Genomic DNA, 20,875 nt, shown 5'->3' with positions numbered 1-20,875 from the left:
CGCCAGATCATCGGCGGGATCACGGAAGGTGCGGGCAAGGCGTGACTCAGCTTCGTTTTCCCGAGAACTTCCTCTGGGGCGCCGCCACCGCCGCGTACCAGATCGAGGGCGCGGCCCGCGACGACGGTCGCGGGACGTCCATCTGGGACACCTTCAGCCGTACGCCGGGGAAGGTCCACCAGGGGCACACCGGTGATGTCGCCTGCGACCACTATCACCGGTACGCCGAGGACGTGGCGCTGATGGCCGAGCTGGGGCTGGGGGCGTACCGCTTCTCGGTGGCGTGGCCCCGGGTCCAGCCGGACGGCACCGGTCCGGTCAACCCGCGCGGGTTGGACTTCTACGACCGGCTGGTGGACGCCCTGCTCGACCGGGGGATCGACCCGATCGTCACGCTCTACCACTGGGACCTGCCGCAGGCCCTCGGTGATCGGGGCGGCTGGACCAACCGGGCGACCGCCGAGCACTTCGCCACGTACGCCACCGCCGTGTACGGGCGGCTCGGCGACCGGGTGAGCGTCTGGACCACGCTCAACGAGCCCTGGTGCTCGGCCTACCTCGGATACGGCAGCGGGGTGCACGCCCCGGGCGAGCAGGACCCGGCCGCCGCCTTCGCCGCCGTACACCACCTGCTGCTCGGGCACGGCCTGGCCGCCCGCGCGCTCCGCGCGGCCGGCGCGCGCACCGTCGGGATCACCCTCAACCCCGCCGACGTACGCCCGGCCGACGAGTCCAGCGCCGCGGACGCCGCGGCGGTGCGGCTCGTCGACGGGCTGCACAACCGGATCTTCCTGGGCCCCCTGCTGGCCGGTGGCTACCCGGAGGACGTGCTCGAGCACGTGAGCCGGTTGGTCGAGCCGACGTTCCTACGGGACGGTGACGAGAAGCAGATCGCCGCCCCGATCGACCTGCTGGGCATCAACTACTACCAGCCGACCTACGTCGCGGGGCGGCCGGACGGCGCCGGGGGCGGCGGCGCCTACCCGGGCACCGACGGGGCGGTGGAGTTCCTGCCGCCGGTGGGGCCGCTCACCGAGATGGGCTGGATGGTGGAGCCGGCCGGGCTGACCCGCCTGCTGGAGCGGATCGCCGCCGACTATCCCGGCGTGCCGCTGCTGATCACCGAGAACGGCGCCGCGTACCCGGACAAGCCCGGCACCGAGTCGCCGGGCGGTCCGATCCAGGTCGCCGACTCCGATCGGATCGCGTACCTGGACGGGCACCTGCGCGCCGCACACGAGGCGATCTCCCGCGGGGTGGACCTGCGCGGCTATCTCGTATGGTCATTGCTGGACAACTTCGAGTGGGCGGAGGGTTACCGCAAGCGGTTCGGGATCGTGCACGTCGACTACCTGACCCAGCGCCGCACACCGAAGTCCAGCGCCCGGTGGTACCAGGAGGTGATCTCCCGGAACGGGCTGTGACGAGCGGGGGACAGCGGCGATGACGACGGCGCAACGGCCGACGCTCGAAGAGGTGGCCCGGCGGGCCGGGGTCTCCCGGGCCACCGTCTCGCGGGTGGTGAACGGCTCCACCACGGTCGCCGAGCCGATCCGGGAGGCGGTCAACCGGGCGGTGGCCGAGCTGGGGTACGTGCCGAACCTGGCCGCCCGCAGCCTGGTGACCCAGCGGACCGACTCGGTCGCCCTGGTGATGCCCGAGGCGGCCACCCGGGTCTTCTCCGACGACCAGGTCTTCCCCGGCATCATCCGGGGCGTCAGCCAGGAACTGGAGGCGGCCGACAAGCAGTTGGTGCTGATGCTGGCCGGCTCGCCGGCCGGGCACGCGCGGGTCGAGCGCTACACCACCGGGCGGCACGTCGACGGGGTGCTGTTCGCCTCACTGCACGGCGCCGACCCACTGCCCGGCACGCTCGCCCGGCTCGGCATCCCGGTGGTGTGCAGTGGTCGCCCACTCGGCGACGTCCCGGTGCCCTACGTGGACGTCGACCACGTCGGCGGCGTCACCGCCGCGGTGCGGCACCTCCTGGACAACGGCCGGCGGCGGATCGCCACCATCGCCGGACCGCAGGACATGGTGGCCGGGATCGAGCGGCTCACCGGCTACCGGGAGGCGATGGCCGAGGCCGGGCTGCCGGAGCGGTTGGCGACCGGGGACTTCACCCGGGAGTCCGGGGCGGCGGCGATGCGGCAGCTGCTCGCCGAGCACCCCGACCTGGACGCGGTCTTCGCCGCCTCCGACCTGATGGCGCACGCCGCCCTGCGTACGCTGCGCGAGGCCGGCCGGCGGGTGCCCGAGGACGTCGCGGTCATCGGGTTCGACGACATCGAGACGGCCGCCTACACCGAGCCGCCGCTGACCACCGTCCGGCAGCCGATCCAGGAGATCGGCCGGCAGATGACCCGGCAGTTGCTCCGGCTCGCGGCCGGCGAGACCATCGAGCCGGCGGTCATGCTCCCCACCGAGCTGATCCTCCGCGACTCCGCGTAGCCGCACGACGGGAGTCTGCTGCCCCACGTCACGGCCACGCCCGCACTCCCCTGCCCGTGTGGATCGGGGCCCTCCTCGGTGAGGAGGGCCCCGATCGACCGGGGTTGCGACCCGACCGCCGTCGTTCCGGCCGGTCAGACCTCCGCGTCGCGCCGGCGGCGTACGACGATGAGCGTGGCGCCGAGCGCCACCGCGCCGAGGCCGAGGATGCCCATCGGGATGAGGCTGCCCGCCGACATGCCGGTGAGCGGCAGCTTGCTCTCGTCCGGCTCAGCCGAGGGCGAGGTCGTGGCGGAGGGTGCCTCCGCCGACGGCGCGGCCGGCGACGGCGCCTCCGCCGCCGGGTCGACCGGCAGCGGCACGTTCGTGGACGGCGCCTCGGCCGACGGCGCCGCAGGTGACGGCACGCTGGTGGACGGCGCCTCCGCCGACGGGTCGACCGGCTGCGGCACGCTCGTGGCCGGCGCCGCGGCGGACGGCGTGGCGGGCGACGGCACGCTGGTGGACGGCGCCTCCGCCGACGGCACGGCCGGTGACGGCACCTCCGCCGCCGGGTCGACCGGCAGCGGCACGCTCGTGGCCGGCACGGCCGGCGACGGCGCGGCCGGTGACGGCGCGGCCGGTGACGGCACCTCGGCCGTCGGGTCGACCGGCAGCGGCGCGTTGGCGGACGGCGTCTCCGCTGACGGCGTCTCCGCTGACGGCGTCTCCGCTGACGGCGTCTCCGCCGACGGCTCGACCGGCAACGGCGTGCTGGTGGGCGACGCCTCCGCCGCCGGCGCGGCCGGCGACGGCACGGCGGGCGACGATGCCCCCGCGGACGGCTCGACCTGCGCCGGCACGGCGGGCGCCGGCAGGGTTGACGGCGGGGTGGCCAGCCGGGTGCCGGCCGCGCACGCGCGGACCTGCATGAGGCTGGTCTCCCCCATGATCACCGCACTGGCGTCGGTCAGCGTCCACCCGGCGGGCAGTCGGATCCACGCCGTGCTGGTGCCCTGGTCGTTGACGATGACCCCGTCGGCCGGCATCGTCCGGGTCACCGTGCCTTCGTTCGGGCCGTGCCAGGTGCCCGTCACGGTGACGAACCGGCCCGAGGTCTGCGGGATGCCGAACAGGTTGAAGACCCAGACGTCCTCGTTCGGGAAGGGCCCGCCACCGAGGTGGGGGTCGCAGTCCTGGCGAGCGCCGGCGGCGAGGCCGGGCGCGTAGCCGGGGCTGAGGTCGATGCTGTCCAGTGCGGCTGGCGCAACGGGCTCGGCCTGGGCAGCGCCACCCGCGCCGACCAGGAATGACCCGGCCGTCGCCCCGGTGGCGATCAGCCGGACAAGTTCTGCTCTCACGATGTCCCCCATGATCTTGAATTCGCACCTGGCACGCCATCTCGTACCAAAAGTGAAAGATAGTCCGATACGAGCCGAACATGCATCTCTTACGGATTTAGTCCCCGATGGGGCGGGTGACCTGCGTCGTCCCGACCCGCGTCCCGGCGGTACGGCGATAAATGGGTCGAGCCGGCGCGGCGCCCGGCGCTAGCGTCGGGCGGTGACGAGACCCGCGAGTCTGATCCCTGTCCCCGCGCTCTCCGACGTCGCCGAGTACGCCTACGCGGCCACCGTCGTGCCCTCGACCCGGCTGGTCTTCACCGCCGGCGCCTGCCCCCTGGACGCCGACGGCGCCACCGTCGCCCCGGGCGACCACGCCGCCCAGGCCCGGCAGGTGATGGCCAACCTGGAGACCGCCCTCGCGGCGGCCGGTGCCCGCCTCACCGACGTGGTCAAGACGACGGTCTACGTGGCGTCCGCACGGCAGGAGGACCTGGTCACGGTCTGGGAGGTGGTACGGGACCACTTCGGCGACCACGAGCCGCCCAGCACCCTGCTCGGAGTGGCCGTGCTCGGCTACACCGACCAGTTGGTCGAGGTCGAGGCCGTCGCCGCGGTGGGCCACGATGGCTGACGCGCGCATCCGGACCGCCGAGCCCGACGACGCGCCGGCCGCGGTGGCGCTGCGCGCGCTCGTGTACCCGTACCTGGTGCGGGGGGTGGCGTCGACCCGGCAGATGATCGCCGAACCGCCCTCCGGCGAGGAGTGGGTGGCGTTCGTCGCCGAAGTCGACGACCGGGTGGTGGGCTGGGTGTCGGCGTACCGGAACATCCGCACGTCCGAGGCCGGCTTCGGCGAGGTCTCCCTGCTGCACGTGCACCCGGAGCAGCGGCGCCGGGGGATCGGCGACGCGTTGCTGGGCGAGGCGCTGGGTCATCTCCGGCAAGTGGGGGTACGCCGGGTCCGCACCTGGGCGCTGCCGGAGGCGCTGCCCTTCGCCCGCCGGCACGGCTTCACGCCGAGCCGCGAACTGCGCTACTCGGCGCTCGAACTGCGCCCGGCGCCGCCGATGCCGGCGGCTCCCCCGGGCGTACGTCTGCTGCCGTTCGCGGAGCTGGACCCGCCACGGGTGTACCGAGCCGAGATCGCGACGGCCGCCGACGAGCCGGGCGACGTGGCCTCCGACGCGATCAGCTATGAGACCTGGCAGCACGACGTCTGGCAGAACCTCGGCCTGGACAAGGCGGCTAGCACGGTCGCCGAGGTGGACGGCGAGCTGGTGGCGTTCAGCGTGGTCAAGCGGGACGGCGACCGCATGTGGTCGGACTACACCGGCACCCTGCCCGAGCACCGCGGGCGTGGCCTCGCCCGGCTGGCCAAGCGGGCGGCCCTGCACCGGGCCGCCGCCGGCGGGGTGCGGTTCGCGTACACCTCGAACGACGAGGCGAACGGGCCGATGTTGGCGATCAACACCCAGCTCGGCTACCAGCCGGTGGCCGCCCAGTGGTCCTGCCTCGCCGAGCTGACCTGACTGTGAGGGTGGCGGGGTCGGTTCAGCCGGCGAGGACCCGCTGGGCGGTCTGGTGGGTGTCGGCGCCGAAGAGGACCAACCGGGCCTCGGTGACGTGCGCCGGGGTCGCCGGACGCAGCACGGCCAGCGCCTGGCGCACGGCGTCCTCGACCGGCCAGCCGTAGACGCCCGCGGAGATCAGCGGGAAGGCCACCGTCACCGCGCCCAGGTCGTCGGCGACCCGGAGGCTGTTGGCGTAGCAGTCGCGCAGCACTGATGAGCGGTCCTCACTCCCGGACCAGACCGGCCCGACGGTGTGGATCACCCAGCGGGCGGGCAGGTTACCCGCGGTGGTGGCGACCGCCTGCCCGGTGGGCAGCCCCTCGCCGTAGCGGGAGGCGCGCAGCGCCCGGCACTCCTCGAGGATGGCCGGCCCGCCCCTGCGGTGGATCGCGCCGTCCACACCCCCGCCGCCCAGCAGGGACGAGTTGGCGGCGTTGACGATCGCGTCGACCTGCTCGGCGGTGATGTCGCCCTCGACCAGGCTGATCTCCATGTCAGGCCTCCTGGATGGACTGCCCGAGCGAGCGCCGGGCCAGCAGGGTGGCGCCGGCCACCGCGGCCGGCATGACGAGCACCGCGCCGAGTGGGATCAGGAAGCAGACGAAGACCGCCACCCCGAACCCGATGGCGGTGGGCCGGTCCGCCTTCAGCAGCGTACGGCGCTCCGGCAGCCGCATGCCGCGCCGGTAGAAGGCCGCACCGACCAGCTCCACGGCGAGGAACCAGCCGCCCACCGCCGCCCCGATCACCGGGACGACCGTCTGGCCGACCACCGGGATGAAGCCGGCGAGGAAGAGCGGGATGCCGACCAGGGCGGAGAGCGCCACCAGGCGTACCGAGTCGGCCATGCTGCGGCGCAGCGACGACCAGAAGGGCACCTCCACCGCGCCCGGCGTGCCGCCGAGCCGCTCCTCCACCCGCTCGGAGATCTTCTCGTAGAACGGATCCCCGATGACCAGGGTGACCGCGGTGAAGGTGAGCACGCCGAGCAGCCCGCCGAGGCCCAGGAAGGCGAGGCCGGCGATCACCCGGAGCAGGTCGCGCCAGGTGTCGGACCAGTCGTCGGCGAACGGGGTGACCAGCGCGGCCAGGTCGTCCACGAACCACACCAGGGCGGCGAACCCGGCGACGAAGAGCGCGCCGGAGATCAGCGCCGGCACGACGCCGAGCAGCATCAGGCCCGGGCTGCGCACGTAGAGGCCGATGCCGCGGAGCAGCAGGCCCACTCCGGAGAAGAAGCGGCCGGCGGCCCCGGTCACCGGCCTGGCGATGCTCGTCACGTCCACGACCGGAGAGCCTAGTTGCCGAGGGCGCATCAACCGGTCGGTGGATCGCCGGGATCAACCGGCACCGCCGGAGATCGGCTCCGGCCGGTCGATCCGCTGCGGGCCCCTCGCCACCAGGCTGAGCGGGTACGAACGCGACGGTGAAGGGCGGCGCCATGCCGGTCATCGAGGTGACCAACCTGCACAAGCGATACGGCGACCTGGTGGCCGTGGACGACGTGTCGTTCGCGGTGGAGGCCGGAGAGATCTTCGGCATCCTGGGCCCGAACGGCGCCGGCAAGACCACCACGGTGGAGTGCGTCTCCGGGCTGCGCGTCCCCGACGGGGGCGGGGTGTCGGTCCTCGGGCTCGACCCCCGCGGGGACGCGCCCGATCTGCGGCAGCGGGTGGGCGTGCAGCTTCAGGAGAGCCAGCTGCCGGACCGGCTCCGGGTGGCCGAGGCCCTGGAGCTCTACGCGTCGTTCTACCGGCAGCCCGCCGACCCGAACCGGCTCATCGACGAACTCGGCCTCGGGGACAAGCGGAACACCCCGTACAAGAAGCTCTCCGGCGGTCAGAAGCAGCGGCTCTCGGTCGCCCTGGCGTTGATCGGCAACCCGGAGATCGCCATCCTCGACGAGTTGACCACCGGGCTGGACCCGCAGGCCCGCCGGGACGCGTGGGGGCTCATCGAACGGGTGCGCGACCGGGGGGTGACGATCGTGCTGGTCACCCACTTCATGGAGGAGGCCGAGCGGCTCTGCGACCGGGTCGCGGTCATCGACGGTGGGCGGGTGGTGGCACTCGACACTCCGGCCGGCCTGGTGTCGCGGGTGGTGCCCGAACAGCGGGTCCGCTTCCGGCCGTCCGCGCCGGTGGAGGAGCGGCTCCTCACCGACCTGCCCGAGGTGAGCGCGGTGGCGCGTGTCGGAAGCCAGCTGCTGGTGACCGGCACCGGCGACCTGCTGCACGCGGTCACCTCGGTGCTCGCCCGCAACCAGATCGTCGCCGCCGACCTGCGGCTGGAGCAGTCCACCCTCGACGACGCCTTCGTCGAGCTGACCGGGCACCGGCCCGCCGAGTGAGAGGGAGCCAGATGCACACCTTCCGCCAGATCCTGAGGATCGAGGCGCGGCTCTACCTGCGGGACCTGCCGACGCTGCTCACCACCGTCGGGCTGCCCACCATGATCCTGGTGGTGCTCGGGCTGATCCCCGCGCTCCGGAAGCCGGATCCGAACTTCGACGGGCAGACCTTCGTCAGCTACTTCGCCCCGTCGCTGCTGGTGGTCACGCTCGCGATGGTCGGGGTGAACATCCTGCCCGCGGTCCTGGCCACCTATCGGGAACGCGGCGTGCTGCGCCGCCTGGCGACCACCCCGGCGAGCCCGGCGGCCCTGCTCGCCGCGCAGCTGGTGCTGGCCCTGGCCGGGATCCTGGCCAGCGCGGTGCTGCTCATCGTCGTCGCCCGGCTGGCGTTCGAGGTGCCACTGCCCCGCCACCCGCTCGGCTTCACCGCGGCCTTCGTCCTCGGCACGGCGGCCCTGCTGTCGCTCGGCCTGCTGATCGCCGCGATCGCCCGGACGACGAAGGCGGCCCAGGCCCTCGCCGTGCCGCTCTTCCTGATCGTCATGTTCTTCGGCGGCGTCTACCTCCCCCGGTTCCTGCTCCCGGACTTCCTGGCCCGGATCGGCGACTACACGCCGCCCGGCGTGCAGGCGCTGCTCGACGCCTGGACCGGCACCCCGCCCCAGCCGCTGCACATGGGGATAATGGCCGTGGTCGCGGTGGCCGCCAGCGCGGCAGCCGCGAAACTGTTCCGCTGGGAGTGAGCAGCGACCGATGAGCAGCACCGCCGAGCAGGTCGACCGGTTGGCCGCGTGGGAGTCGCGGGAGGTCACGCTCTACCGGGTGCTGCCACACGTCGGCCTGTCCGTCGGAGCACTGCTCACCGCCGCCGCGCCGGCACCGGAAGGCCTCTCCCTCGTCCCCGACCCGTTCGTCGCCGTGGCGACGGCGTGCTGGGTCGCCTGGTTCGTCAACCTGCACCCCGGTTGGGCGACGCGCCGCACGCTGATGGCGGTCTACTACGTCGGGCTGCTCGCATTCGCCGCCGCACTGGTGCTCGACAGCCCGTGGTACGGCTTCTTCGCCTGGGTCGGGTTCCTGCACTCGTTCCTCGCGTTGCACGGCCGGTGGCGGTTCGTCGGAGTGGCCGCCACGGCCGTTCTGCTCGGCACCGCCCAGGGCGGGGGCCTTCCGTCGTCCGAGGCGCACTGGCTGCTCTGGTCGGTGCTGGTGCTGTTCAACGTGGGCGTGGCCGGTGGCGTCACCTGGTTCGGCACGATCACCGACCGGCAGAACACCAACCGTAAGCGGCTGGTCGAGGAACTGGCCGAGTCGAACCGCCGGCTGGCCGAGACGATGCGGGAGAACGAGGGGCTGCACGCGCAGCTGCTCACCCAGGCCCGGGAAGCGGGCGTGCTGGACGAGCGGCAGCGGATGGCCCGGGAGATCCACGACACCCTGGCCCAGGGGCTGACCGGCATCATCACCCAGCTGGAGGCGGCCGAACAGTCCCGGGACCGGTCCGCCGACTGGCGCCGGCACGTGGACAACGCCCTCGGCCTGGCCCGGGAGAGCCTCACCGAGGCCCGTCGTTCGGTTCGGGCCGTACGCCCGGAGCCGCTGGAGACGGCGCGGCTGCCCGACGCGCTCGCCGAGCTGGGCGAGCGCTGGTCGGACCTGCACGGGGTGCGGGCCGAGGTGGGCACCACCGGCACGCCGCGCCCGCTGCATCCCGAGATCGAGGTGACCCTGCTGCGCGCCGCGCAGGAGGCGCTGGCCAACGTGGCCCGGCACGCCGCGGCGACCCGGGTCGGGCTGACCCTGTCCTACATGGAGGACGTGGTCACCCTGGACGTCCGGGACGACGGGGTCGGCTTCGCCGGCGAACCGCCCGTACCGCGACACCCGGACGGGGGCTACGGCCTCACCGCCATGCGGCAGCGGGTGACGCGGGTCGGCGGCGAGCTGGCGATCGAGTCCGAGCCGGGCGGCGGCACCGCCGTCTCGGCGTCCGTTCCCGCACTCCCCGGAGGTGCCGGTTGACCGTGGTGCGGCTGCTGATCGTCGACGACCATCCGGTGGTGCGGGACGGGCTGCGCGGCATGTTCACGGGTGACCCGGGCTTCGAGGTGGTCGGCGAGGCCGGCGACGGAGCCGAGGCGCTCGCCCTGGCCGCGACGCTGCGCCCGGACGTGGTGCTGATGGACCTGCGGATGCCCGGGATGGACGGGGTGACCGCGATCGGCCGGCTGGCCCGCTCCGGCAGCTCCGCCAAGGTGCTCGTGCTGACCACGTACGACACGGACGCGGACGTGCTGCCGGCGATCGAGGCCGGCGCCACCGGCTACCTGCTCAAGGACTCGCCGCGCGAGGAGCTGGTCCGGGCGGTACACGCGGCGGCGCGGGGCGAGTCGGTGCTCGCGCCCAGCGTGGCGGGGCGGCTGATGGGGCGGCTCCGGGCCCCGGCCGAGGAGCCGCTGAGCCAGCGCGAGCTGGAGGTGCTCACCCTGGTCGCCCGCGGCTCCTCCAACCGCGAGGCGGCCGCCCGGCTGTTCATCAGCGAGGCCACGGTGAAGACCCACCTTCTGCACGTCTACGCCAAGCTCGGGGTCAACGACCGGGCGGCCGCCGTCGCCGTCGCGTACGACCGGGGCCTGCTCACCCCCGGCGGCCGGTGACCGGGCGCGGGGGCAGGATGGACGGGTGCGAGCGTCCCGGCTGATCTCGTTGGTGCTGCTGCTCCAGTCGCGGGAGACGATGACCGCGGGCGAGCTGGCCCGCGAGCTGGAGGTCTCCGAGCGGACCGTCTACCGGGACGTGCTCGCGCTCTCCGCCGCCGGTGTGCCGGTCTACGCCGACCGGGGGCGGGCGGGTGGCTACCGGCTGCTCGGTGGCTACCGGACCCGGCTGACCGGGCTGACCCGGGACGAGGCGGAGGCGCTCTTCCTCGCCGGACTGCCCGGCCCGGCCGGTGACATGGGGCTCGCCGACGCGGTCGCCGGCGCCGAGCTCAAGGTGCTCGCGGCGCTGCCGCCGAGCCTGCGCGACGCATCCGCCCGCACCGGTCAGCGGTTCCACCTGGACGTGCCCGGCTGGTTCCGCGAGGTCGGGCCGCCGCCGCTGCTGGCCGAGCTGGCCGGGGCGGTCTGGCGGGATCGGGTGGTCGCGCTGCGCTACCGGCGCGGCGATCGGGAGGTCACCCGGGACGTGCAGCCGTACGGGCTGGTGCTCAAGAGCGGGGTCTGGTACCTGGTCGGCCGGGTCGGCGACGGCTACCGGACGTACCGGGTGGACCGGGTCACCGGCGTCGAGGTCGGCGCGGCGACCTTCGACCGGGACGACGCGTTCGACCTGGCCGGGTACTGGCGGGAGCAGGCCGAGGCGTTTCTGCGGAGCATGCTGCGGGCCGAGGTCACACTGCGGCTAAGCGCCGTCGGCCTGCGCCGGCTCCGCCACCTCGCCGACGCGCCCTTCGTGTACGACGAGGCGGTCGCCGCGGCCGAGGGACCGGACGGGCAGGGCCGGCTGGTGCTGCGCCTGCCCGTCGAGTCCGTCGAGGTGGCGTACACCCAGCTGCTCTCGCTCGGCCCCGAGGTGGAGGTGCTCGACCCGCCCCACCTGCGGAGGCTGATGACCGAGGCCGCCGCGCGCAGCGCCGCGCTCTACACGTCGGACGCTCCGGCTCAGCGGTAGCCGGTCACGTCGGCCGGCTTGCCGGGATCCTGCACCTCCACCAGGTAGCGCCAGGCGTCCGGCTGGCTACCGTCGAGGTCGGTGAAGCCGTACCCCTTGGCCAGCTCGCCGCTGGAGACGGACCGCCCCTGCCAGCGGGCCCGGTCCGGGTCGGCGGCCAGCGCGGCGACCGCGCGGCCGACGAACGCCGGCGACTCCGAGATGGCGAAATGCGGCTGCTTGTCCAGCGCGTCCCGCCAGTTCTCCTCGGTCACGCCGAAGATCTCCAGCATGATCTCCGACCGCAGCCAGCCGGGGGTGAGCGCGACGGCCGTGCAGCCGTACGGCTCCAGCTCCCTGGCCTGGCTGAACGCCAGCCGGTTGACCGACACCTTGGCCAGGTCGTAGAAGAGCGAGAGCCGGTAGTTGGCGTCGTTGTAGCTCGTCGTGCCGTCGCCGACCTCCACCACCAGCCCGCCCGGCTGGCGGATCAGCAGCGGGAGGACGAAGTGGCTGGTGACGATGTGGGTGTCGATCGCCAGCCGCAGCGTGCGGAACCCGGCGTCCAGCGGCTGCTCCCAGACCGGCTTGTGCCAGGTGACCAGCTTCTCGGCGCCCCAGATGTCGTTGACCAGCACGTCCAGGCGACCCTGCTCGGCGTCGATCCGCGCGACCAGGTCCCGCACCTGCTCCGGGACCAGATGGTCGACCCGGACGCCGATGCCCTGGCCACCGGCCGCCGTCACCAGGTCGGCGGTCTCCTCGATGGTCTCCGGCCGGTCCATCTCGGAGCGGCCGGCGCGGGTGCTGCGCCCGGTGGCGTAGACGGTCGCGCCGGCCGCGCCCAACTGCACAGCGATCTGCCGGCCCGCGCCCCGGCTGGCCCCGGCGACGAGCGCGATCTTTCCTGTCAGCGGTTTCGTCATGCCACCGAGGTTGTCAGCGATACCTGACAGCCGAAGTCCGGTTTCGCGATCCGGTGTCGTCCGTCATGCTCCCGACATGCACCTGCTGCTCTCCGGCATCGTCGGCTCGGTCGCGTACGGGCTGGCCCGGCCGGGCTCGGACACCGACCGGATCGGTGTGTTCGCGGCGCCCACGGTCGCCTTCCACGGCCTGCACCCGCCCCGGGAGTCGGTGGTCACGACCGACCCGGACGTGACCCTGCACGAGGCTCGAAAGTTCTGCCGGCTGGCGCTGAGCGGCAACCCGACCGCGACCGAGCTGGCCTGGCTGCCGGACCACTGCTACGAGACACGCACCGAGTTCGGCGAGCGGCTGATCGCCATCCGGTCCGCGTTCCTCAGCGCGCCGCGGGTCCGCGACGCCTACCTCGGGTACGCGTCACAGCAGTTCCGCAAGCTGGAGTCGCGCGGCGACGGGACGTTCTCCGCCGACGTACGCCGCCGGACCGCGAAGCACGCCCGCCACCTCGCCCGGCTCGTGCACCAGGGGCGGCTGCTCTACGCCACCGGCGTGCTGGAGATCCGGCTCGCCGACCCGGAGTGGTTCCGGGCCTTCGGCGACCGGGTGGCCGGCGGCGAGCTGGCCGAGGCACGGGCCCTGCTGGCCGAGGCGGAGGAGGACTTCGCCCGCGTCTGCACCCCGCTGCCGGCCCGACCGGACGAGCCGACCGTCGAGCGCTGGCTGCTCGACGTCCGCGCCGCCCACCTGCCACCGGTGGCCCACGAGTCGCCGCACACCGAACCCCCGCCCTCGACGCCCGAGGCGAGATGACCACAGCGTTTCCGTTTCGCCCGTCGGGGACACCAGTCGCGGTTGTCGATGGATAGTCTGCCGGCAGTCGGTGTCGAGCCGACCATCACACGGGGAGATGTCATTGTTCACAAGACGCATGCGTGCCCTCGGTGGCGCGCTGGTGGTGGCCGCGCTAGCCGGCGGAGCACTGGTCAGTAGCACCGCGGCCGCCGTCGGTGGCGGCGAGGAGGTGGCCGACGGCGGGTACGCGTTCACCGCGAAGGTCACCTTCGGCGACCTGCGCAGCTGCACGGGTGCCCTGGTCGACGCCCGGTGGATCGTCACCGCGAAGTCCTGCTTCACCGACGGGACGGCACCCGTCGCCACCGGGGCGCCCAGCCGGCCCACGACCGTCCTGGTCGGGCGCACGGACCTGACCGGCACCCGCGGGCACCGGCTCCTGGCCACCCACCTTGTCCCGCACCCGGACCGCAACGTGGTACTGGCCGAGCTCTCCGCGCCGGTCACCGACATCGACCCGATCGCCTGGTCCACCGCCGCCGCCGCGCCGGGCGAGACGATCCGGGTCACCGGCTACGGTCGTACCGCCACGGAATGGATTCCCGACCGGCTGCACACCGGCACGTTCACCGTCTCCAGCGCCACCGCCACCGCCGTCACGGTCGCCGCCGCGTCCGCCGGCGCCACGATCTGCAGGGGCGACGCGGGCGGGCCCGCCTTCCGGGACAACGGCGCCTCCCCCGAACTCGTCGGGATCAACGACACCAGCTGGCAGGCGGGCTGCCTCGGCGAGACCGAGACCCGCACCGGTGCGACGCAGGCCCGCCTCGACGACCTGGCCGCCTGGTTCCGGCAGAGCCTGCTGGAGCAGCCGTACGCCCTCACCGCCCCTGTCACCGGAGAGTTCACCGGCGACAGCATCGACGACCTGCTGTCGGTAGACGCCGCCACCGGCGTGCTCCGGCTCCACCGGGGCATCGGCGGCGGCGCCTGGGACCGGCCGATCCGGATCGCCACCACTGTCAACGGGAACGACTATCAGGACTTCGCCACCGGCGAGTTCGACCGGGACGGCCGCGACGACCTCATCGCCGTCGAGAAGGCCACGGGCAAGCAGTGGCTCTTCCCCGGCACTGGCGGGTCGGACGTGCTGGGTGCCCGGGTCGAGGTGGGCAGGTCCGGCTGGACCGCGCTGACAGAGCTGACCGCCGGCCGGTTCAACCGCGACAGCTACGACGACGTCATCGCCGTCGAGAAGAGCAACGGGAAGCTCTGGCTCTACCCGGGCACGGCCACCGGTGGCGCGTTCGGCACCCGCAGTGAGATCGGCGCGTTCGACTGGGACCTGGTCAAGGAGCTGACCGCCGGCCGGTTCAACCGGGACGGCTACGACGACCTCGTCGCCGTCGAGAAGGCCACCGGCAAGCAGTGGCTCTACCCGGGCACGGCCGCCGGAGGCGCCTTCGGCGCCCGCGTGCTCTCCGGCAACGGCGGTTGGAACGCCATGTCGGGTCTCGCCGCCGGCCGGTTCACCGGCGACGGCTACGACGACCTGCTCGCGGTCGACACGATCCCGGGGCAGGTCTGGATCTACCCCGGCACCGCCGCGGGCACCACGTGGGCTACCCGTGTCGTCCCGGCCGGCCGCGCCGTCGGCAGCGAGCCGAACGGGCTCCGGGATCTCGTCGCCGGCGAGTTCACCCGCGACGGCCGCACCGACCTGATCGGAGTCGCGCCGACGACGGGCGCACTCTGGCTGCATCCCGGCACCGCCGCCGGCACCTTCGGCCCCCCGGTGGTCATCGGTACCGGTTGGGCCGGCCTGGGAGAACTCACCGTCGGCCGGTTCACCGCGGATGACTTCGACGACCTCCTGGCCATCGAGGTCTCGACCGGCAGGCTCCTGCGCTACCCCGGGACCGCCGCGGGTGGGGCCTTCGGGACGAGCACGGTGGTGGGCCTCAGCTCGTGGAACACGATGACCTCCCTCACCGCGTCGGACGTCGACCGGAGCGGTCGTGACGACCTGCTCGCCGTGGACAAGGCCACCGGCAAGCTGTGGCTCTACGCGAAGGCCGCCACGGGGGACTTCGGCACGCGGACCGAGGTCGGACGCAGCGGCTGGGGCGCGCTGACCGGCTTCACCACCGGCCGTTTCGACCGGGACGCCTATGACGACCTCATCGTCGTGACCACGGCGGCCGGTCAGGTCCGGATGTACCCCGGCGCCAGCAACCAGGCCGACTTCGCTACGTGGGTCTCGCTGTTCGACGCCGGCTGGGAGAACCGGAACGAGGTCACCGCCGGCGGGTTCACCGGAGACGGATTCGACGATCTGGTCAGCGTGGACGGCGCCACCCGCAAGCTCTGGCTGCACCCGGGGACCGCACACGGCGGCGCGAGCTGGGCTGAGCCGGTCGAGTTCGGCCCCCGCTACTGAGCGCCCCGGACCCGGGTGGCCAGTGCGCCACCCGGGTCCGGCAGCGTGCGTGATCCGTACGCGCCGGGTCAGTCCGCCAGGCGGACGCGGACCCGACGGTTCGCCCGGCCCTTGCTCTCCACCTTGACCACCTGCACCTTGCCGATCTGGGCGGTCGAGGCGACGTGGGTGCCGCCGTCGGCCTGCACGTCCAGCCCGACGATGTCGACGATCCGGACCTCCTGCTCGTCCGGCGGGATCAGGTTGGACTGGGTGCGGATGATGTCCGGCAGGGACAGTGCCTCCGCCCGGGGCAGCACCCGGACCGCGACCGACCGGTCGGCCGCCACCTCGGCGTTGACCAGCTCCTCGATCCGGGTCTTGAAGTTCGGTGGCACCTCGGGGAGGTTGAAGTCCATCCGCGCCTCACCGGGTTCCATGTTGCCGCCGGTGACGAGCGCGCCGAAGTCGCGGAAGACCACGCCGCAGAGCACATGCAGCCCCGAGTGGGTGCGCATCAGGCGGGTGCGCCGGTCGTCCTCGACCGCGCCGGTCACCGGGGTGCCGGCCGGGGGCAGCGGATCACCTTCGGCGGGGATCAGCCAGAGGTCGTCGCCCTTGCGGGTGCCGACGATCCGGGTCTGCACGCCCTGCCAGAGCAGGACCCCGTGGTCCGGCGGCTGCCCGCCGCCGCCCGGGTAGAAGGCCGAGCGGTCCAGCACGATGCCCTGCTCCGGGTCGGCGTGCAGCACGGTGCACTCCCACTCCCGCAGGGTCGGGTCGGCGAGGTCCAGCCGGTGCGTCCGGCCGTGGTGTGTGACGCCCATCAGGGCACGTTACTCGTTGAGGAAGCCGGAGATCCGCGTGCGCAGGTCGGCGCGTTCCGACCACAGCACGCCCGGCCGGTCGTACACGTGCAGGGTGGCCGCCGGTAGCGCGGCCGCGAGCTGCTCGGCGACCTCCACCGGGTGCAGGTCGTCGCCGGCGCATCCGATCACCAGCGCCGGGGCGGTGACCGCCGCCAGCGCGCCCGCCGCCGGCAGTGCGACCTGGTCGGGCAGGCTGGCCAGCCCCCGCGCGAGCCCGTCGCGGAGCAGCTGGTCGAGGCGCTGGCGCAGATACGCCCAGCCGGCCGGGGTGTTGCGCACCGCGGCCGGCAGCTCGGCGGAGACGACCTCCGCGACCGCCGACGCGTCACCACTCTCCACCGCGTCCAGCAGCGCGGTCAGCCGCTGCCGGGCCACCTCGCCGCGGGGCTGGTCGAGCACGGCGGGCAGGAAGAAGACCAGCCGTTCGAAACGCTCCGGGCTCTCGGAGAGCAGCCGGCAGAGCGCGCCCGCGCCGAGGCTGGCGCCGAAGGCTCGGGTGGCGCCGCCCAGGTCGGCCATCGCGCGCAGGTCGCGGGCGAGTTCGGGGTAGCCCCACGGGCCGGGTGGCGCGTCGGAGCGGCCGTGCCCGCGGAACTGGAAGAAGATCCGGCGGCCGGTGACCCCGCTGCCGAACGGCCGGGTGGTGGCGATGCCGTTGCCCAGCCCGTGCGCGAAGACGGTGACCGGGTCACCGCTGCCGGTGACGAGCCGCTCCAGCCGTACGCCGTGCGGCGTGGTGACCAGGTCGGTCTCCGGCTCGGGCAGGGCCGGTCGCCCGGTCCGTGGACCACCCGGGCCGGGACCCCAGGTGCGGGGCCCACCGTCCGGTGGCGGCGGCCAGCGGAAACCTCTCACCAGAAGCCTTTGCCGTCGCTCAGGTCGCGCAGGCCGACCCGGACGTCCAGCAGATAGATCAGCGCGGCCGCGATGCCGATCAGTCCGAAGAGGCTGATCGGGCCGAAGCCGAGCAGGGTCAGCACGAGGCAGACCGCCAGGATGGCGATCCAGCCGCCCTTGGGCAGGGTGCCGATGGCGGCGAAGCCGTCGGACCGCTGGGTGATGGCGTGCACCAGCGCGACGCCCTGGATGATCAGCGCGAACACGAGCAGGACAAGCTCGATCACGTAGCGGACTTCGAAGGCGAAGAGCGGCGCGGCGTTGGCCATGACGGCAAGCTTATGTCGGCGACCCCGGATACGTCCGACAGGAACGCCTCCGGGGTCGCCGTGGAACGGATTACTCGGCGGCCGGGCGGGTCCGCTTGGTGGCCCGGGGCAGCTTCGCCGACGGCGTGTCCACGTCGGTGGCCGTCGCCTTGGTGGCCTTCCGCGCACGGGTGGCCTTCTTGACGGCGGCGGGCTTCGCCGTCGCGACCTCGGCCACCTCGGCCGGGGTCGGCACGTCCGCGGCGGCCTCCGTGACCGGCTGCGCGGCGGTGGCGGCCGGCTGCGCGCTCTTCACGGCCTCGGTCGCCTCGATGTCGGCGTTGACCGTGTCAGCGGCCTCCAGCACGCCCGCGCCGACCACCCGCTCGCCACGGGCGACCAGGGCGCCGTACGCGGCCAGCGCCCGCTCCTGGGCGACGTAGGCGCCGGCAACCACGACGGCGGCGTTGCGGACGGCCGCCTCGCGGAGCCGGTCCAGGTCGGCCGCCTCGCGGAGCCGGTTCAGGTCGGCCGCCTCACGCAGCTTGGCCAGGTCGGCCGGGACGTCGCGATCGCGCAGGCTGCCGGCCGTCTCGTTGGCGGTACGCAGCGTGGCGGTGGCCTTCTCGCGCAGTTCGAGGCCGGTCACCACGGCCTTGCCGCCGAGGTCGGCGACGACCTTGGTGCCGAGGTCGCTGACCACGGCGGGCAGCTTGCGCAGCTGCTCAAGGGCCAGCTCGCCGGCGCCGGCGGCGGCGTAAAGAGGGGCCGGGATGCGGTTGGTCTTCGGCTGGGTCATGACTTCTCCTCCTCGGCCGCGTCGGCGGCCATCTTCTCGGGGGTGGCGCTCGGTGGGGCGGGTGCCGGACCCGCCTCGGTGACGGCCACCGACTCGAGGACGGCCTCGGTCGGGCTGCCGTCCGGTGTGGTCGGTCCGGTCGCGGCGGGGTTGACCAGGCCCGCCGACTCGCCGGGGGTGGCGGGTCGGCCGGCGGCCGGCGGCTCGGCCGGCGCGGCGGTCTCGTTCGCCGCCGCGGTCGCCTCGGCCAGCCGGGTGTTCTCCCGGCGGAAGGTCTCGTAGATCTGGCTCAGGGACTGCTTCTGCGCCATGGTCAGGTCGGGGTCCACGGCGATCGCCGCGAGCACCCCCTGGCCCTCCTTGTCGTCCAGCAGCCCGGCCCGCAGGTACATCGCCGGGGTGGAGACCCGCAGCGCGCTGGCGAGTTGCTGGAGCACCTCGGCGCTCGGCTTGCGCAGGCCACGCTCGATCTGGCTGAGGTACGGGTTGCTGACCCCCGCCTGCTCGGCGAGCTGGCGCAGCGAGATCTTCGCGTTCCGCCGGAGGTCGCGAATGAACCCGCCGATGTCGGGAAGGTCCTTACCAGTGGCCATGCACCCGACGGTAGTCCGGACTGCTAGCTCTTGCAAGCAGAATGCTAACCAGAGTTAGCGACGTCTCATCTAACTTCTTGCGCGCCCGGTCGTCCGATGCGTACGGTCCACCGATGACCAAGATCGAGGTGAACGGCGCGGTGCTGGCGTACGACGATGTCGGCACCGGCAGCCCGGTCGTGCTGCTGCACGCCGGTATCGCGGACCGGCGGATGTGGCGGGGACAGGTCGACGCGCTGGCCGCCCGGCACCGGGTGATCGTCCCCGACCTGCGGGGCTACGGCGACTCGGAGCTGCCGCCGACGCCGTTCGCCCACCACGACGACGTGGCGGGGCTGCTGGAGGCGCTCGGCCTGCCCCAGGTCGCGCTGGTCGGCTGCTCGTTCGGCGGCAAGGTCGCCGTCGACACCGCGCTGGCGTACCCGGACCGCGTGTCCGCGCTGGCCCTTCTCGGCGCCCCGGTCTCCGGGCACGAGTGGTCCGAGGAGACCGAGCAGCTCTGGGAGGACCTCGTCGGCGACGTGGACCCGGAGGACTTCGCGGCGACCGCCGCCGGCGAGGTCCGGTTCTGGGTGGTGGGTCCGACCCGTAAGCCGGAGGACGTCGACCCGGAGCTGATCCGCTTCGCCGAGGAGATGGACCAGCGGGCACTCGCCGCGGAAGTGGCGCTCAGCGCCGTCGAGGTCGGCGAACTCGACCCGCCGGCGGTCGACCGGCTCGTCGAGCTGCGGATGCCGGTGCTGGTCGGGTCGGGCGCCGACGACCTCCCGGACATCCGCCGCCTGGCCGACCGCATCGCGGCCGAGGCGCCGCACGGCGTGCGCATGCCGGACGTGCCGGACGCCGCCCACCTGGCGCCGCTGGAGCGCCCGGAACCGGTCACGAGCGCCCTGCTGAACTTCCTCCCCTGAGCCACCGCACCCCCTCGACGGTGTCGATCAAGAGGTTTGCGTCAGTTCCGGGATCGGACGTGACGCAAACCTCTTGGTCAACGGTGGCTTGGGGGGCCTGGTTCACCAGACCGGGCGCACGGCGCCGACCGGAAGGCCGCCGCCGAAGAGCGGCACCTCGGCGTACTCGGTGAGCACCGGGGCGCCGACGCCGAGCCGGCGCAGCGCGGAGACCAGCACCGGCATCCGCGCCCGGCCCGCGCCGTCGTCGATCTTCAGCGCCACCGCGCCCACGCCGGGGAGCGCCACGGCGATCACGCCCTCCGCGCCGACCTTCGCGAGCAGGCTGGGGATGCCGCGCATCAGCCGGGTGTCGTCGGCCTCGGTGCCGCCGACGATCTCCGGGTACGCACGCATCGCGTCGGCCACCGTCCGCGGGAGCGAGCCGGCCTCCGCCGAGACCAGCCGGAGGTACGCCCCGGCCAGCCCGGTGAGCGAGACCGCGAGCACCGGCGCGCCGCAGCCGTCCACGCCCACCGCCGCGACCTCCTCGCCGGTGAACTCCTCGATCGCCTCCCGCAGCCCCTGCTGCAACGGGTGCTCCGGCCGCCAATAGCCGTCCAGCGACCAGCCGGCGGCCTGGCAGGTGAGCAGCATCCCGCTGTGCTTGCCGGAGCAGTTCATCTGCGTCCGGGTCGGCCCGCCCCCAGCCCGCAGCACCTTCGTCCGGGCCGCCTCGCCCACCGGCAGGTCCGGCGGGCAGTGGAGCGCCGACTCGTCCAGCCCGGCGCGGGCGAGCAGCGCGCCCACCCGCTCCAGGTGGAAGTCCTCCCCGGCGTGGCTCGCCGAGACCAACGCCAGGTCGGCCGGATCGGTGAGCGACAGGCCGGCGCGGAGCATCCCGATCGCCTGCATCGGCTTGCTGGCCGAGCGGGGGAAGATTGGGGAGGTCACGTCCCCGGAGGCGGCGACGGGCGCCCCGGAGGCGTCCAGCACCACCACCGACCCGCGGTGCACACCCTCGACGAACCCGGACCGGACCACCTCGGCGAGCGGCGCGCCGCCCTCGTACGTCTTTCCCACGGTCTGG

At 73.7% G+C, this 20,875-nt stretch carries 22 protein-coding genes; 12 read left to right on the top strand and 10 right to left on the bottom strand.

Going from position 1 to position 20,875, the window contains the following annotated elements; genetic code table 11:
• Positions 1-41: 41 nt before the first annotated feature.
• Both O7603_RS24095 and O7603_RS24090 read left to right on the top strand, forming a co-directional pair.
• On the top strand, positions 42-1,424 hold the full coding sequence (locus O7603_RS24095; RefSeq protein ID WP_281572056.1) for a GH1 family beta-glucosidase: 1,383 nt from the start codon (positions 42-44) through the stop codon (positions 1,422-1,424).
• Between the two features lie 19 nt (positions 1,425-1,443).
• Positions 1,444-2,451 carry a LacI family DNA-binding transcriptional regulator gene (locus O7603_RS24090; RefSeq protein WP_281572055.1) on the top strand — a complete coding sequence of 336 codons (1,008 nt, stop codon included), beginning with the start codon at positions 1,444-1,446 and terminating at the stop codon, positions 2,449-2,451.
• A gap of 134 nt (positions 2,452-2,585) precedes the next feature.
• On the opposite strand, the gene O7603_RS24085 is transcribed toward O7603_RS24090, so the two are convergent.
• Entirely contained in the window at positions 2,586-3,791 is a 1,206-nt protein-coding gene (locus O7603_RS24085; protein WP_281572054.1) for a hypothetical protein, read from the bottom strand.
• Positions 3,792-3,993: 202 nt separating this feature from the next.
• Here O7603_RS24085 and O7603_RS24080 point away from each other — a divergent pair, with 202 nt between their 5' ends.
• Positions 3,994-4,407: a RidA family protein gene (locus tag O7603_RS24080; protein WP_281572053.1), complete on the top strand. Its 414-nt coding sequence runs from the start codon at positions 3,994-3,996 to the stop codon at positions 4,405-4,407.
• Entirely contained in the window at positions 4,400-5,305 is a 906-nt protein-coding gene (locus tag O7603_RS24075) for a GNAT family N-acetyltransferase (protein ID WP_281572052.1), read from the top strand. Before O7603_RS24080 ends, O7603_RS24075 begins: the two co-directional genes overlap by 8 nt.
• A 22-nt stretch (positions 5,306-5,327) precedes the next feature.
• On the opposite strand, the gene O7603_RS24070 is transcribed toward O7603_RS24075, so the two are convergent.
• A complete protein-coding gene (locus O7603_RS24070; RefSeq protein ID WP_281572051.1) occupies positions 5,328-5,840 on the bottom strand; it encodes an O-acetyl-ADP-ribose deacetylase in 513 nt (170 codons plus the stop codon).
• A 1-nt stretch (position 5,841) separates the two neighbouring features.
• Positions 5,842-6,663, bottom strand: a complete 822-nt coding sequence (locus tag O7603_RS24065) for an EI24 domain-containing protein (protein WP_281572050.1) — start codon at positions 6,661-6,663, stop codon at positions 5,842-5,844.
• 125 nt (positions 6,664-6,788) lie between these two features.
• Here O7603_RS24065 and O7603_RS24060 point away from each other — a divergent pair, with 125 nt between their 5' ends.
• The 5 genes from O7603_RS24060 to O7603_RS24040 are packed head-to-tail and all read left to right on the top strand — an operon-like array spanning position 6,789 to position 11,372.
• On the top strand, positions 6,789-7,697 hold the full coding sequence (locus O7603_RS24060) for an ABC transporter ATP-binding protein (protein WP_281576786.1): 909 nt from the start codon (positions 6,789-6,791) through the stop codon (positions 7,695-7,697).
• 11 nt (positions 7,698-7,708) lie between these two features.
• Complete coding sequence (locus O7603_RS24055) at positions 7,709-8,443, top strand: ABC transporter permease (RefSeq protein WP_281572049.1); 735 nt, start codon at positions 7,709-7,711, stop codon at positions 8,441-8,443.
• A 10-nt stretch (positions 8,444-8,453) separates the two neighbouring features.
• Entirely contained in the window at positions 8,454-9,722 is a 1,269-nt protein-coding gene (locus O7603_RS24050; protein WP_281572048.1) for a sensor histidine kinase, read from the top strand.
• Positions 9,723-9,724: 2 nt separating this feature from the next.
• Complete coding sequence (locus tag O7603_RS24045; RefSeq protein ID WP_281576785.1) at positions 9,725-10,357, top strand: response regulator transcription factor; 633 nt, start codon at positions 9,725-9,727, stop codon at positions 10,355-10,357.
• Positions 10,358-10,382: 25 nt separating this feature from the next.
• A complete protein-coding gene (locus O7603_RS24040; RefSeq protein ID WP_281572047.1) occupies positions 10,383-11,372 on the top strand; it encodes a YafY family protein in 990 nt (329 codons plus the stop codon).
• Here the strand turns inward: O7603_RS24040 and O7603_RS24035 are convergent.
• The gene (locus tag O7603_RS24035; protein WP_281572046.1) at positions 11,363-12,277 is read right to left on the bottom strand and encodes an SDR family oxidoreductase; all 915 of its coding nucleotides are present in this window, start codon (positions 12,275-12,277) and stop codon (positions 11,363-11,365) included. The two genes, O7603_RS24040 and O7603_RS24035, sit on opposite strands and share 10 nt — an antisense overlap.
• 76 nt (positions 12,278-12,353) lie before the next feature.
• On the opposite strand from O7603_RS24035, the gene O7603_RS24030 reads away from it, so the two are divergent.
• Positions 12,354-13,088, top strand: coding sequence for a nucleotidyltransferase domain-containing protein (locus tag O7603_RS24030; RefSeq protein ID WP_281572045.1), 735 nt, complete (start codon positions 12,354-12,356; stop codon positions 13,086-13,088).
• A 118-nt stretch (positions 13,089-13,206) separates the two neighbouring features.
• Positions 13,207-15,510: a S1 family peptidase gene (locus tag O7603_RS24025; RefSeq protein ID WP_281576784.1), complete on the top strand. Its 2,304-nt coding sequence runs from the start codon at positions 13,207-13,209 to the stop codon at positions 15,508-15,510.
• A 68-nt stretch (positions 15,511-15,578) separates the two neighbouring features.
• On the opposite strand, the gene O7603_RS24020 is transcribed toward O7603_RS24025, so the two are convergent.
• From O7603_RS24020 to O7603_RS24000, 5 genes are all read right to left on the bottom strand, one after another.
• Positions 15,579-16,316, bottom strand: coding sequence for an alanyl-tRNA editing protein (locus O7603_RS24020; protein WP_281572044.1), 738 nt, complete (start codon positions 16,314-16,316; stop codon positions 15,579-15,581).
• Positions 16,317-16,325: 9 nt separating this feature from the next.
• Positions 16,326-17,213 carry an alpha/beta hydrolase gene (locus O7603_RS24015; protein ID WP_281572043.1) on the bottom strand — a complete coding sequence of 296 codons (888 nt, stop codon included), beginning with the start codon at positions 17,211-17,213 and terminating at the stop codon, positions 16,326-16,328.
• Complete coding sequence (locus O7603_RS24010; RefSeq protein ID WP_281572042.1) at positions 17,210-17,524, bottom strand: DUF2516 family protein; 315 nt, start codon at positions 17,522-17,524, stop codon at positions 17,210-17,212. Before O7603_RS24010 ends, O7603_RS24015 begins: the two co-directional genes overlap by 4 nt.
• 70 nt (positions 17,525-17,594) lie before the next feature.
• Positions 17,595-18,302: a hypothetical protein gene (locus O7603_RS24005; protein ID WP_281572041.1), complete on the bottom strand. Its 708-nt coding sequence runs from the start codon at positions 18,300-18,302 to the stop codon at positions 17,595-17,597.
• Positions 18,299-18,895 carry a helix-turn-helix transcriptional regulator gene (locus O7603_RS24000; protein WP_281572040.1) on the bottom strand — a complete coding sequence of 199 codons (597 nt, stop codon included), beginning with the start codon at positions 18,893-18,895 and terminating at the stop codon, positions 18,299-18,301. Before O7603_RS24000 ends, O7603_RS24005 begins: the two co-directional genes overlap by 4 nt.
• Positions 18,896-19,008: 113 nt before the next feature.
• Between O7603_RS24000 and O7603_RS23995 the strand changes: the two genes are divergently transcribed.
• Complete coding sequence (locus O7603_RS23995; RefSeq protein ID WP_281572039.1) at positions 19,009-19,806, top strand: alpha/beta hydrolase; 798 nt, start codon at positions 19,009-19,011, stop codon at positions 19,804-19,806.
• 102 nt (positions 19,807-19,908) lie between these two features.
• Here the strand turns inward: O7603_RS23995 and O7603_RS23990 are convergent, their stop codons facing one another.
• A complete protein-coding gene (locus O7603_RS23990; RefSeq protein ID WP_281572038.1) occupies positions 19,909-20,868 on the bottom strand; it encodes an asparaginase in 960 nt (319 codons plus the stop codon).
• Between the last annotated feature and the right edge of the window lie 7 nt (positions 20,869-20,875).

The organism is Micromonospora sp. WMMD812 (genome assembly GCF_027497215.1).
GTDB lineage: Bacteria > Actinomycetota > Actinomycetes > Mycobacteriales > Micromonosporaceae > Micromonospora.
Note: the sequence above shows the minus strand (reverse complement) of the source record. Positions and strands in the feature narration are given on the sequence as shown.

Excerpts from the sequence above, each read along its gene's own strand:
- O7603_RS24090 (WP_281572055.1), top strand. The coding sequence starts at position 1,444 with ATGACGACGGCGCAACGGCCGACGCTCGAAGAGGTGGCCCGGCGGGCC.
- O7603_RS24075 (WP_281572052.1), top strand. The coding sequence starts at position 4,400 with ATGGCTGACGCGCGCATCCGGACCGCCGAGCCCGACGACGCGCCGGCC.
- O7603_RS24070 (WP_281572051.1), bottom strand. The coding sequence starts at position 5,840 with ATGGAGATCAGCCTGGTCGAGGGCGACATCACCGCCGAGCAGGTCGAC.
- O7603_RS24065 (WP_281572050.1), bottom strand. The coding sequence starts at position 6,663 with ATGCGCCCTCGGCAACTAGGCTCTCCGGTCGTGGACGTGACGAGCATC.
- O7603_RS24060 (WP_281576786.1), top strand. The coding sequence starts at position 6,789 with ATGCCGGTCATCGAGGTGACCAACCTGCACAAGCGATACGGCGACCTG.
- O7603_RS24055 (WP_281572049.1), top strand. The coding sequence starts at position 7,709 with ATGCACACCTTCCGCCAGATCCTGAGGATCGAGGCGCGGCTCTACCTG.
- O7603_RS24050 (WP_281572048.1), top strand. The coding sequence starts at position 8,454 with ATGAGCAGCACCGCCGAGCAGGTCGACCGGTTGGCCGCGTGGGAGTCG.
- O7603_RS24035 (WP_281572046.1), bottom strand. The coding sequence starts at position 12,277 with ATGACGAAACCGCTGACAGGAAAGATCGCGCTCGTCGCCGGGGCCAGC.
- O7603_RS24030 (WP_281572045.1), top strand. The coding sequence starts at position 12,354 with ATGCACCTGCTGCTCTCCGGCATCGTCGGCTCGGTCGCGTACGGGCTG.
- O7603_RS24025 (WP_281576784.1), top strand. The coding sequence starts at position 13,207 with ATGCGTGCCCTCGGTGGCGCGCTGGTGGTGGCCGCGCTAGCCGGCGGA.
- O7603_RS24020 (WP_281572044.1), bottom strand. The coding sequence starts at position 16,316 with ATGGGCGTCACACACCACGGCCGGACGCACCGGCTGGACCTCGCCGAC.
- O7603_RS24010 (WP_281572042.1), bottom strand. The coding sequence starts at position 17,524 with ATGGCCAACGCCGCGCCGCTCTTCGCCTTCGAAGTCCGCTACGTGATC.
- O7603_RS24005 (WP_281572041.1), bottom strand. The coding sequence starts at position 18,302 with ATGACCCAGCCGAAGACCAACCGCATCCCGGCCCCTCTTTACGCCGCC.
- O7603_RS24000 (WP_281572040.1), bottom strand. The coding sequence starts at position 18,895 with ATGGCCACTGGTAAGGACCTTCCCGACATCGGCGGGTTCATTCGCGAC.
- O7603_RS23995 (WP_281572039.1), top strand. The coding sequence starts at position 19,009 with ATGACCAAGATCGAGGTGAACGGCGCGGTGCTGGCGTACGACGATGTC.